At 68.9% G+C, this 11940-nt stretch carries 12 protein-coding genes; 1 reads left to right on the forward strand and 11 read right to left on the reverse strand.

Going from position 1 to position 11940, the window contains the following annotated elements:
• Positions 1-47: 47 nt before the first annotated feature.
• From ABZ794_RS26465 to glyA, 11 genes are all read right to left on the reverse strand, one after another.
• Positions 48-1190: an LCP family protein gene (locus ABZ794_RS26465; protein WP_210785826.1), complete on the reverse strand. Its 1143-nt coding sequence runs from the start codon at positions 1188-1190 to the stop codon at positions 48-50.
• Positions 1191-1414: 224 nt separating this feature from the next.
• Positions 1415-2851: a F0F1 ATP synthase subunit beta gene (atpD, locus tag ABZ794_RS26470; protein ID WP_210785813.1), complete on the reverse strand. Its 1437-nt coding sequence runs from the start codon at positions 2849-2851 to the stop codon at positions 1415-1417.
• Positions 2851-3780: a F0F1 ATP synthase subunit gamma gene (locus ABZ794_RS26475; protein ID WP_210785814.1), complete on the reverse strand. Its 930-nt coding sequence runs from the start codon at positions 3778-3780 to the stop codon at positions 2851-2853. The genes atpD and ABZ794_RS26475 overlap by 1 nt, the downstream gene beginning before the upstream one ends.
• Before the next feature lie 4 nt (positions 3781-3784).
• Positions 3785-5437, reverse strand: a complete 1653-nt coding sequence (atpA, locus tag ABZ794_RS26480) for a F0F1 ATP synthase subunit alpha (RefSeq protein ID WP_210785816.1) — start codon at positions 5435-5437, stop codon at positions 3785-3787.
• 165 nt (positions 5438-5602) lie between these two features.
• Positions 5603-6424, reverse strand: coding sequence for a F0F1 ATP synthase subunit delta (locus ABZ794_RS26485; protein WP_210785818.1), 822 nt, complete (start codon positions 6422-6424; stop codon positions 5603-5605).
• The gene (locus ABZ794_RS26490) at positions 6424-6963 is read right to left on the reverse strand and encodes a F0F1 ATP synthase subunit B (protein WP_130404094.1); all 540 of its coding nucleotides are present in this window, start codon (positions 6961-6963) and stop codon (positions 6424-6426) included. The genes ABZ794_RS26485 and ABZ794_RS26490 overlap by 1 nt, the downstream gene beginning before the upstream one ends.
• Positions 6964-6991: 28 nt before the next feature.
• Positions 6992-7234 (reverse strand): F0F1 ATP synthase subunit C, encoded by a 243-nt coding sequence (locus ABZ794_RS26495; RefSeq protein ID WP_130404096.1) that lies wholly within the window; start codon positions 7232-7234, stop codon positions 6992-6994.
• Positions 7235-7301: 67 nt separating this feature from the next.
• Positions 7302-8099, reverse strand: coding sequence for a F0F1 ATP synthase subunit A (atpB, locus tag ABZ794_RS26500; RefSeq protein ID WP_210785819.1), 798 nt, complete (start codon positions 8097-8099; stop codon positions 7302-7304).
• An 11-nt stretch (positions 8100-8110) separates the two neighbouring features.
• Positions 8111-8347: an AtpZ/AtpI family protein gene (locus ABZ794_RS26505; protein WP_210785820.1), complete on the reverse strand. Its 237-nt coding sequence runs from the start codon at positions 8345-8347 to the stop codon at positions 8111-8113.
• Between the two features lie 181 nt (positions 8348-8528).
• The gene (locus ABZ794_RS26510; protein ID WP_357518067.1) at positions 8529-8954 is read right to left on the reverse strand and encodes a hypothetical protein; all 426 of its coding nucleotides are present in this window, start codon (positions 8952-8954) and stop codon (positions 8529-8531) included.
• On the reverse strand, positions 8947-10236 hold the full coding sequence (gene glyA, locus ABZ794_RS26515; RefSeq protein WP_210785822.1) for a serine hydroxymethyltransferase: 1290 nt from the start codon (positions 10234-10236) through the stop codon (positions 8947-8949). The genes ABZ794_RS26510 and glyA overlap by 8 nt, the downstream gene beginning before the upstream one ends.
• 35 nt (positions 10237-10271) lie before the next feature.
• Here glyA and ABZ794_RS26520 point away from each other — a divergent pair, with 35 nt between their 5' ends.
• Positions 10272-11732, forward strand: a complete 1461-nt coding sequence (locus ABZ794_RS26520; protein WP_210785823.1) for an SDR family oxidoreductase — start codon at positions 10272-10274, stop codon at positions 11730-11732.
• The last annotated feature ends 208 nt before the right edge of the window (positions 11733-11940 follow it).

Consider the following 11940-nt stretch of genomic DNA (forward strand, 5'->3'; position numbering starts at 1 on the left):
CTGACGACGCGGCGCGCCCAACGCGGGTGGGGACAACGCCGACCTGACTACTTGGCCTTGTTGACGAATTCCGGGTGCTCCAGCAGGAACGGGTCGAGTTGCTCGTTGTGCAGAGCGGTGAAGAAGTCCGGAACACCCTCCTGGAACTGCTCGCCCAGGTACTTACTGCCCTCGAAGACCCCGCCGCCGGGCAGCTTGATCATCTCGATGGTGTTCGGGCGGATGTCCTTCAGGGCTAGCCCGAAGTCGACAACGCTGTTGCCTCGACCGCTGAAGATCAACGACTGGCCGGCGGCGCGGAGCACCTTGTCCAGCTTGATCGGGTTGGACACCACGTCGGCGCTGAACGCCTGGCCCACCATGGCCTTGACGAACTGCTGCTGGTGGCGCTGCCGACCGTAGTCGGAATCCGGAACGCCGTTCTTCGGGTAGCGCTGCCGGACGTAGTCCAGCGCCTGCCACCCACTCAGGTGCCGGTTGCCCTTCTTGTAGATCGCCTGCGGGCCGACGTAGCCCTCACCACGGGTGTTGCCCGGCCGCGGCTTGCCGTCCGGCTGCTTGTGCTCGGACTTCACGTCGCGCTCGATGTACATGTCGACGCCGCCCATGGCGTCGACGATCTTCTGGAAACCGGTGAAGTTGATGATCGCGCCGGCGTCGAAGCGCTTGATGCCCGTGACGTTCTGCACTGTGGCGGCCAGCAACTCGAAGCCCCGCGCCGCGTCGGGGTTGGCCCCCGGCACCTTGCTGCCGAAGGACATCGCGGCGTTGATCTTCGTGGTCTCACCCGGGAAGTCGGCCTTCTTGAACGCCGGGATCCGCACGTAGAGGTCACGAGGCAGCGAGAACAGGTAGGCCCGGTCCATCGAGGCCGGCACGTGCAACACCATGATCGAGTCGGCCAGCGGCGCGGCCGTCGGCGTACGCGGGTCGATGCCGACGAGCAGGATGTTCAGCGGACCCTTGATGTCGCTCTTCTTCGCCTGGGCGCCCGCCGCCTGGTCGCCGAAGAGGTCGGCCTTGCCGACGGACCCCTCGTAGCGGGCCATGAGCACCTCGGTGCCGACCAGCACGGCGCCGCTGAGCACGGTCAGCACGGTGCCGAACACCGTGCAGATCCTGGCCCATCGCGGCACACCTCGCCAGATGGACGGCTTGCGGCCACTCTTGCCGGCCTTACCCACGAGCAGCTCCGTTCGTTACGCCCACGACGAGGAAGACGGGCGCACGTCGTCGAAAGGTTGCAGAGATCAACGCTCGTTCAGGTGAGCGCGGAACGAACCGTAGCTCGGGAGCCGCGGAAGTGACGACCACGAGTAACGGACCGCGACGATGGTAAGACGCGAACATGAACAAAAGACTGCCCCGGCATTGCCGGGGCAGTCTTTTTGCTACGAATCGGATGAGAGCTGGGTCAGCTCTTCATCAGCTCCTCAGCCTTGCGCTCCAGGTCCTCGAGACCGCCGCACATGAAGAACGCCTGCTCGGGGAAGTGGTCGTACTCACCCTCGCTGATCTTGCGGAACGCCTCGATGGTCTCCTTGATCGGGACCGTCGAGCCCGGCACGCCGGTGAACTGCTCCGCCGCGTAGGTGTTCTGCGAGAGGAAGCGCTCGATCCGCCGGGCGCGAGCCACGGTGATCTTGTCTTCCTCGGAGAGCTCCTCGATACCGAGGATGGCGATGATGTCCTGCAGGTCGCGGTAGCGCTGCAGGATCCGCTTCACCTCGGTGGCTACCTGGAAGTGCTCGGCGCCGACGAACTCCGGGGCGAGGATCCGGGACGAGGACGCCAGCGGGTCCACGGCCGGGTAGATGCCCTTGTCGGAGATCGACCGCTCCAGGTTGGTGGTCGCGTCCAGGTGGGCGAACGTGGTGGCCGGGGCGGGGTCGGTGTAGTCGTCCGCCGGCACGTAGATCGCCTGCATGGAGGTGATGGCCTGGCCCCGGACGGAGGTGATCCGCTCCTGGAGCTCGCCCATCTCGTCGGCCAGGGTCGGCTGGTAACCCACGGCGCTCGGCATACGGCCGAGCAGGGTGGACACCTCCGAACCGGCCTGCGTGAAGCGGAAGATGTTGTCGATGAAGAGCAGCACCTCCTGCTTCTTCACGTCCCGGAAGTACTCGGCCATGGTCAGCGCGGAGAGCGCCACCCGCAGCCGGGTGCCCGGCGGCTCGTCCATCTGGCCGTAGACCAGCGCGGTCTTGTCGATGACGCCGGACTCGGTCATCTCGGCGATGAGGTCGTTGCCCTCACGGGTGCGCTCACCCACGCCGGCGAACACCGAGGTGCCACCGAAGTTGCGGGCGACCCGGGTGATCATCTCCTGGATGAGCACCGTCTTGCCCACGCCCGCGCCGCCGAACAGGCCGATCTTGCCGCCCTTGACGTACGGGGCGAGCAGGTCGATGACCTTGATGCCGGTCTCCAGCATCTCGGTCTTCGGCTCGAGGTCCGCGAAGGCCGGGGCCTTGCGGTGGATGCCCCACCGGTCGTCGGCCTCGAACGTCTCGCCCTCTTTGAGGTTGAGCACCTCGCCGATCGCGTTGAACACCTTGCCCTTGACCGCGTCGCCCACCGGCACCGTGATCGGCTCGCCGCGGTCGCGCACCTCGGCGCCACGGACCAGGCCGTCGGTCGGCTGCATCGAGATGGCACGGACCAGGTTGTCACCCAGGTGCTGGGCAACCTCCAGGGTCAGCGTCTTCTCACCGCCGGACAGGTTCACCTTCACGTTCAAGGCGTTGAACAGGGGCGGCATGGCGTCGCGCGGGAACTCGGCGTCGACGACCGGGCCGATGACCCGGACCACGCGACCCGTGGCCGTCTTGGTCTCTACTGGTGCAGTCATCACACTTCACTTCCCGACGCGGCCAGCGCGTTGGCGCCGCCGACGATCTCGCTGATCTCCTGGGTGATCCCGGCCTGGCGAGCCGAGTTCATCTCGCGCGTGTACTTCTCGATCATCTCTTCGGCGTTGTCGGTGGCGCTCTTCATCGCCCGCCGCCGTGCCGCCGACTCACTCGCCGCCGACTCGATCAACGCCGCGTAGATCCGCGTGTTGATGTACCTCGGCAGGAGCGCGTCGAGCAGCGCCTCCGCCTCCGGCTCGAACTCGTACGCCGGCAGCAACCCCTCGGAGCGCGGCCGGTCCTCCACCTGCATCGGACCGATGACCTTGGTCACCGGGTTCTGCGTCATGAGCGAGTGGAACTCGGTGTAGACGATGTGCAACTCGTCGACCCCGAGCACCCCGTCCGCTCCGGCGCCGCCGTCGACGTCGTCCGCACCGGCAGTGAACGCCTTGATCAGCGTCTCACCAACGGTACGGGCGTCCTCGAACGACGGCTGCTCGCTGAAGCCGGTCCAGTTCGCCTCGATCGGCCGCTCGCGGAACCGGTAGAACCCGACGCCCTTACGCCCGATGACGTAGAGCACCGGCTCCTTGCCGTCCGCCTTGAGCCGCGCGATCAGCGACTCCGCCATCCTGATCGCGTTGGAGCTGTAGCCGCCGGCCAGGCCACGGTCGCTGGTGACCAACAGGACGCCGGCCCGCCGCACCCGCTCACGCGGGGTGAGCAGCGGGTGGTCGATCCGCGCGTTGGACGCCAGCGCCGTGAGCACACCGGTGATGGCCTGGGCGTACGGCAGGGACGCCTGCACCCGGGCCTGAGCCTTGGCGATCCGGCTCGTCGCCACGAGCTCCATCGCCTTGGTGATCTTCTTCATCGACTTCGCCGAGCGGATCCGTTGACGAAGAACGCGTACCTGGGCCGCCATGGGATCAGCTCTCGGCCGGGCGGTCGGTCGCGCCGTCGCGGAAGCGGGTCACCGTCTCGCGGTTCTCGTCGCCCTCAAGCGGCGCGGCCGGCGCGTCGTTGACCTTGCGCTCGTCCTCCTTGCCGAGGAAGACCTGCTTGAACTCGGCGATCGCGCTGTCCAGCGAGCCGATGATGTCATCGTTCCACTGGTTGTCGGCGATGCCGGCCAGCACACCCTGGTGCTTGTGCCGCAGGTACTGGAGGAACTCGGCCTCGAAGCGCCGAACCTCGCCCACCGGGATGTCGTCCAGCTTGCCCTCGGTGCCGGCCCAGACCGAGACGACCTGCTCCTGCACCGGGAACGGCGAGTAGTTCGGCTGCTTGAGCAGCTCGACCAGGCGCGAACCGCGGTCCAGCTGGGCCCGGGAGGCCCGGTCCAGGTCGGAGGCGAAGGCGGCGAACGCCTCCAGCTCGCGGTACTGGGCCAGGTTGAGCCGCAGCGAACCGGCGACCTTCTTCATCGGCTTCACCTGCGCGGCGCCACCGACTCGGGAGACCGAGGTACCGACGTTGATCGCCGGACGAACGCCCTGGTTGAACAGGTCGGTCTCCAGGAAGATCTGGCCGTCGGTGATCGAGATGACGTTGGTCGGGATGAAGGCCGAGATGTCGTTGGCCTTCGTCTCGATGATCGGCAGACCGGTCATCGAGCCGCCACCCAGCTCGTCGGAGAGCTTCGCGCAGCGCTCCAGCAGGCGGGAGTGCAGGTAGAAGACGTCACCCGGGTACGCCTCACGGCCCGGCGGGCGACGCAGCAGCAGCGACACGGCGCGGTACGCCTCGGCCTGCTTGCTCAGGTCGTCGAAGACGATCAGGACGTGCTTGCCGCCGTACATCCAGTGCTGCCCGATGGACGAGCCGGTGTACGGGGCGAGGTACTTGAAGCCGGCCGGGTCGGAGGCCGGGGAGGCGACGATGGTGGTGTACTCCATCGCGCCCGCCTCCTCGAGCTGCCCCTTGATGGAGGCGATCGTGGAGGCCTTCTGGCCGATGGCGACGTAGATGCAGCGAACCTGCTTCTTCGGGTCGCCGGTGCGCCAGTTGTCCCGCTGGTTGAGGATGGCGTCCAGGGCGACAGTGGTCTTACCGGTCTTCCGGTCACCGATGATCAGCTGCCGCTGGCCCCGACCGATCGGGGTCATCGCGTCGATGGCCTTGATGCCGGTCTGCAGCGGCTCGTCGACGGACTGCCGGGACATCACGTTCGGAGCCTGCAGCTCCAGCTCGCGGAAGCCCTCGTTGGCGATGTCGCCGAGCGCGTCGATCGGCTCACCGAGCGCGTTGACCACGCGGCCGAGGAAGGCGTCGCCGACCGGAACGGAGAGAACCCGCTCGGTGCGCTTGACGCGCTGCCCTTCCTCCAGCTTGGCGGAGTCACCGAGAACGACGACGCCGATCTCCCGGACGTCGAGGTTCAACGCCACGCCGAGCGTGCCGTCCTCGAACTCCAGGAGCTCGTTGGTCATGGTCGAGGGCAGGCCCTCGACGTGGGCGATACCGTCGCCGGTGTCGGCGACGGTGCCGACCTCCTCGCGGGAGACGTCGGACGAGTAGGAAGAGACGTAGCGCTCCAGGGCGCCGCGGATCTCCTCCGTCGAGATGGTCAGCTCGGCCATCCTCTGCTTCCTTAAAATTCAGGGGCCCGGGATACCTAGTACCGACCGGTCCGAATGGCGTCTGTCATTCCGGGCACTGAGCGATCCAGTCACCCCGATGCTGGGCGGCGGAGCCGCTCAGCGCCGGGGCGGCGAAGCCACCGCATTGCTGGGCGGCGGAGCCGCTCAGCGCTTCGCGAGCGCGTTGCGGGTCTCGTTGAGGCGGCGCAAAATGGTGCCGTCGTACAGGTCGGAGCCGACCCGCACGCTCACGCCACCCAGGACGTGGGGGTCCACCGTCTGCTTGACGGAGACCTCTCGACCGTATATCGCGCTGAGGCTCGCACCCAGCCGGCGCTCGTCCTCGTCACTCAACGGGGCCGCGACGGTCACGTACGCCACCTGCCGGTCGCGTCGCTCGGCGGCGAGTTCCACCAGCCGGGTGAGCGCGCCGGTGAAGGAGCGCCCGCCGTACCCGCCGAGTGCGACCTCGACGAGGCGGACGGTGACCGGACGGGCCTTGTCGGCGAGCAGCTCGCGAGCCAGGGTGGCCCGCTGCTCGACCGGGGCGACCGGGTCGGCGAGCGTGTTGCTCAGCGCCGACTGACCGGCCACTACCTGACCGAAGCGGAACAGCTCGTCCTCGACCTCGCCCAGCTCGCCGGCCTTGTCGGCGCTGGCCAGCAGCGCCTCCACGCCCAGCCGCTCGGCGCCGTCGAGCAGCTCCGACGGTGCCGACCATCGGCCGGCGACCAGCGACACGAGCAGGTCGAGCGCGTCCGCGCCGATCCGCCCGCCGAGCATGTCGCCGAGCAGAGCGCCGCGATCCTCGCCGGACCGGGACGGCTCGGAGAGCGCCCGGCGCAGCCGCGGCTCACGCCGCAGCAGGGTCGCCACGGAGAGGATGGCGTCGGCGGTGGAGGCCACCGCTGACGGCTCCGCGCCGCGGACGTACGCGTCGAGGCGCTCGGCCGCGACCTTGTACGACTCCCGGCTGGCGGCCTGCATCAGCGGGCCCCCGTGCTCTCGAGGCCGCTCAGGAACCGGTCGACGGTGCCCTTACGCCGCGCCTCGTCGGCCAGCGACTCGCCAACGATCTTGCTGGCCAGGTCCACCGCGATGGTGCCGACCTCCGCGCGCAGCTCGCGCACGATGGTGGCCCGCTCGGCGGCGAGCGCGTCCTTGCCCGCCTGGATGACCCGGTCGGACTCTTCTCGCGCCTTGGCGAGGATGTCCTGCCGGATGCCCTCGGCGTCGGCCCGCGCGTCGTCACGGATCTTGGCGGCGTCGGTCCGGGCCTCAGCGAGCTGGGCACGGTACTGCTCGAGCAGCTGGTTCGCCTCGGCCTGAGCAGCCTCGGCGCGCTTGATGCCGCCCTCGATCGCGTCGACCCGAGCCTGGAACGTCTGCTCCATGCGCGGGAAGACGAACTTCATCAGCACGAAGCAGAGCACGGCGAAGGCCACCGAACCGACCACGATCTCCTGCCAGAGCGGGATGATCGGGTTGTGGGCGGACTCACCACCCTCGGCGGCGAGGAAGTACATGGAAGACCTCCCGGTCGAAAGGGCTGGATCAGGCGGCGGAGCCGGCCCAGATGAAGCCGAACGCGATGCCCAGCAGCGCGAGCGCCTCGATGACGGCGAAGCCGATCCAGACGTACGGCAGGGTCATCCGGGACGACTCCGGCTGGCGGGCGGTCGACTGGATGTAGGCAGCGAAGACCAGGCCAACGCCGATGCCCGGGCCGATGGCGGCGAGACCGTAGCCGATGGCAGCGGTGCTACCGGTGACCTCGGCGAGAACGCTAGCGTCCATTGGTGTGGTTCCTCCTGGTTATCACACGTGACTCTCACGCGGGACGACAACGGATGGTGCGGGTGGATCAGTGCTCTTCGGCGAGCGCGCCCTGCACGTAGCTGGCGGTGAGGACGGTGAAGACGTATGCCTGCAGGCAGATCACCAGGAACTCGAGGAAGGTGAGCGCGATGGTCATCACCCAGGAGAGCACCGAGACCGGGGCCAGCCAGGCGTTGGCGCTCAGCATCGCGAAGCCGCCGAGCGTGAAGACCAGCAGGAGCATGTGGCCGGCGAACATGTTCGCGAAGAGACGCACCGCGAGCGAGAACGGCCGGACGATGAAGGTCGAGAAGAGCTCGATCGGGATCAGCAGCGGCAGGATGTACCAGGGTGCCGGCGGGATCAGCGAGTTCTTGAAGTACTTGACGAAGCCGTGCTTCTTGATGCCGATGTAGTTGAACAGCACGTAGCTGATGATCGCGAGAATCGCCGGGAAGGCGATGTGCGAGTTCGGCGAGATCTGGAAGAGCGGGATGATCGCGAACGCGTTCGTCAGCAACACGAAGCAGAACAGCGTCGTGAAGTAGGGAGCGAACCGCACACCCGCGTGCCCGATCATGTCGACCGCGATGTTGTTACGCACGAAGCCGTAGATCGACTCGGCGAACCACTGCTTCTTGGTCGGCACCAACTGCGGGTTCCGGTAGCTCGCCAGGAAGAAGATGATCAGGACGCCGACCGCGATCCAGACCATCGCCGTGATCTTGGTGAACCAGTACGAGTTCTCCGCACCCCAGGGCAGGATGCTGGGCAGGTAGAAGTCGTCCACACTGGGTGGGAATCCCGCCTGGCCCGCTGCCAGAACGTTCGCCTGTCCGAACACCGCGTCCCTTCCTAAGTAGGCGTGCCGAGTCGGCGGATGACCAGGATGATGCCCCCAGCCATACCGAGCACGACGCCGATCCCGGTGGCGACGCCGCCGGTGTCGAGCCACTGGTCAACAACCCAACCGATGAAACCCCACACGAGCATGCCTCCGATGAGGTAGCTGAGCGCGGTCCAACCCTGACCGGCACCGGACGGATAATCGTCCGGTTCACCGGCGGGACGGGGGGTTTGGTCACCAGCCATGACGGGGCGAACGATATCAGCCGGGAAGACGAGGCTGTGCCTCACCCCCCGCACAACCGTGGTTGTGTGGGCTTCTCGTGGGCGCCGTCGTCTGTGGGCACGCTACTCCCCTTCCGCCCGTCGGAAAATGACCGGAGGCCGACACATTGCCGCGCGTCCGAAAGGTGGGACGACCGTCAGGTCAACTCTGCGCCCGACGAGCGTGCACCGTGGTCAGCCACCAGATGTGCACCGCAGTCCACACTGCCACCCCGGCGACGATGCCGAGGCAGAGAGGGATCAACCCGGGCCAACCGGTCGACGCCACCGCCACCATCACCACACCCAGCAGGCTGAACTTCAGCACGTACAGCCCCAGGCCGAGCGGCAGCAGCAACTGCGGGTTGATCTGGTCGGCCCGGGCCAGCACCACAGTGGTGAGGGTGTAGCTGAGCACCGTGACGCCCACGCCGGCCGCCGCGCCGAGCGCTGCCGTCACGCCGCCGGTCAACCCCCCCACCACGGCGGCGACCGCCGCGAGCGCCGCCGACGCGCCCAACAGCACCGGCAGGTGCCGCAGCCGCCACCGCCGGTCGGTGTCCGGCCCGACCACCCCGGGCTCAGCCACGGGGGTACGCCGGGAACGCCGCGACCAGCTCGGACACCTCGGCACCGAGCCGGGTCAACTCGTCGGCCCCGCCCGGAACAGCGGGATCGGTGCGCACCGCACGGGCGATCAGCGTCGCCACCTGGCGCAGCTCCCCCTCGCGCATCCCCTGCGTGGTGACGCTCGGCGTGCCCACCCGGATGCCGGAGGCCACCATCGGGGGCTGCGGGTCGTACGGGATGGCGTTCTTGTTCAGGGTGATCGACGCGGCGTCGCAGCGGCGCTCGGCCTCGGCGCCGGTCACCCCCAGCTCCCGCAGGTCGATCAGGGCGAGGTGGGTGTCGGTGCCACCGGACACCGGGCGCATCCCCTCGTCGGCCAGCCCGGCGGCGAGCGCCTGGGCGTTGCTGACCACCTGCCGGGCGTACGTCTGGAACTCCGGCTGGGCGGCCTCGCGCAGCGCGACCGCCTTGGCCGCTACCGCGTGCATCAGCGGGCCGCCCTGGGTGAACGGGAAGACCGCCTTGTCGATCCGCTGGGCCAGCGACTCGCGGCACAGGATCATGCCGCCGCGCGGCCCGCGCAGCACCTTGTGGGTGGTGGCGCAGACGACATCGGCGTACGGCACCGGAGACGGGATCGCCCGGCCGGCGACCAGGCCGATGAAGTGCGCCGCGTCCACCATCAGGTACGCGCCGACCTCGTCGGCGATCTCCCGGAACCGCGCGAAGTCGATCAGGCGCGGGTACGCGGTGGCCCCACAGATGATCAGCTTGGGTCGGTGCGCCCGCGCCAGGTCCCGTACCTCGTCGTAGTCGATCTGCTCGGTGTCCGGCCGGACCGGGTAGCCGACCGGGTGGAACCACTTGCCGGAGAAGTTCACCCGACTGCCGTGGGTGAGGTGCCCGCCGTGCGGCAGGTCCATCGCCAGCACCGTGTCCCCCGGCTGCACCAACGCGGCGTACGCGGCCAGGTTGGCGCTCGCCCCGGAGTGCGGCTGGAGGTTGGCGTGCTCGGCCCCGAACAGCTCCTTGGCCCGGGCGATGCCGATCTCCTCGGCCCGGTCCACCTCGGCGCAGCCGCCGTAGTAGCGCCGACCCGGGTAACCCTCGGCGTACTTGTTGGTCAGCGTCGAACCGAGCGCGGCCAGCACCGCCGGCGAGGTCAGGTTCTCGCTGGCGATGAGCTGCAGGCCACCCCGCAACCGGTCCAGCTCGCCGAGGACCACCCCGGCGATCTCCGGGTCGGTGGCCCTGAGCTGCGCGAAATCCGGCCCCCAGAAGGTGCTCGTCTCGGTCTCCACAGCGAACGAGTCTAGGGGGCCGCAGACTGGGACCTGTGAGATGCCTCGTCACCGGAGCGACCGGCTACATCGGCGGGCGGCTGACGCCGCTGCTGCTCGCCGACGGGCACACAGTGCGCTGCCTCGCCCGCAAGGCGGTGCGGCTGCGCGACGTGCCCTGGGCCTCGGCGGCCGAAATCGTGGAAGGAGACCTCAGTCGACCGGAGACGCTGGCCGCCGCGTTCGCCGACGTGGACGTCGCTTACTTCCTGGTGCACTCGTTGGGCCGGTCCGACTTCGAGGCGGTCGACCGAACGGCGGCGACCAACTTCGCGGCGGCGGCGCGCGCGGCCGGCGTACGTCGAATCGTCTACCTGGGCGGTCCGTTGCCGGCGACCGACGCGGTCCCCTCGCCGCACCTGCGGTCCCGTGCCGAGGTGGGCCGGATCCTGCTGGGCAGCGGGGTGCCCACGGCGGTGCTGCGCGCCGCGGTGATCATCGGGTCCGGCTCGGCGTCGTTCGAGATGCTGCGGTACCTGACCGAGCGGCTACCGGCCATGATCACGCCACGCTGGGTGCGCAACCGGATCCAACCGATCGCGGTCCGCGACGTGCTGAGGTACCTGGTCGGCTGCACCGCCCTGCCAAAGGAGGTCAACCGGGGCTTCGACATCGGCGGGCCGGACGTGCTCACCTTCCGCGAGATGATGCAGCGCTACGCCCGGGTGGCCGGGCTGCGCCGGCGGATCATCGTGCCGGTCCGGGTGCTCACCCCGTCGCTCTCCTCGCACTGGGTCGGTCTGATCACCCCGGTGCCGAACAAGATCGCCCGCCCGCTGGTGGAGAGCCTGATCCAGGAGGCGGTCGCGGACGAACACGACATCGCCCGCTACGTCCCGGACCCGCCCGGCGGGCTGACCGGCTTCGACGACGCGGTGGCGCTGGCGCTGGTTAAGGTGCGCGACGCCCAGGTGGAAACCCGCTGGTCCACCGCGAGCGGCCCGGACGCGCCCGCCGAGCCACTGCCCACCGACCCGGTGTGGTCCGGTGGCACCGCCTACACCGACGTCCGGGAACGGGCGGTGGACGCAACACCAGCGGCGCTCTGGCGGGTCGTCGAGGGCGTCGGCGGCGAACACGGCTGGTACTCGTTTCCCCTCGCCTGGTCGATCCGGGGCTGGCTGGACCGGCTGATCGGCGGGGTCGGGCTGCGCCGGGGTCGACGCGACCCGCACCGCCTCCAGGTCGGTGAGGCGCTGGACTTCTGGCGGGTCGAGGAGATCGTCCCGGGCGAGCTGCTGCGACTGCGCGCCGAGATGCGGCTGCCCGGCCGGGCCTGGCTGGAGATGCGGGTGGTGCCGGCCGACGACGGTCGCAGCCGCTACCAGCAACGCGCCGTCTTCCTGCCGCGCGGCCTGCCGGGGCACGCGTACTGGAAGTCGGTGGCCCCGTTCCACGCGGTGGTCTTCGGCGGGATGGCCCGCAACATAGCCCGCAACGCCGAGCAAACCCCCTAACCGCCCCCCGCACCCCGCACCCGCACCCGCACCCGCACCCGCACCCGCACCCGCGATCTTGCACTTCGTGTTGCTGATTTGCGGGCTTCGGCACCTTTTGTCGCGACAGAAAGTGCAAGACGCTTCTATGTCGGTGGTGATCGGTTCGGCTGGTTGCCGCTAGGTTCGGCGTCGGTGACCGCTTGGGTGGCTCATTGCCGATCCGGCC

This window comes from Micromonospora sp. NPDC047187, from assembly GCF_040643355.1.
Classification (GTDB): Bacteria; Actinomycetota; Actinomycetes; order Mycobacteriales; family Micromonosporaceae; genus Micromonospora; species Micromonospora salmantinae.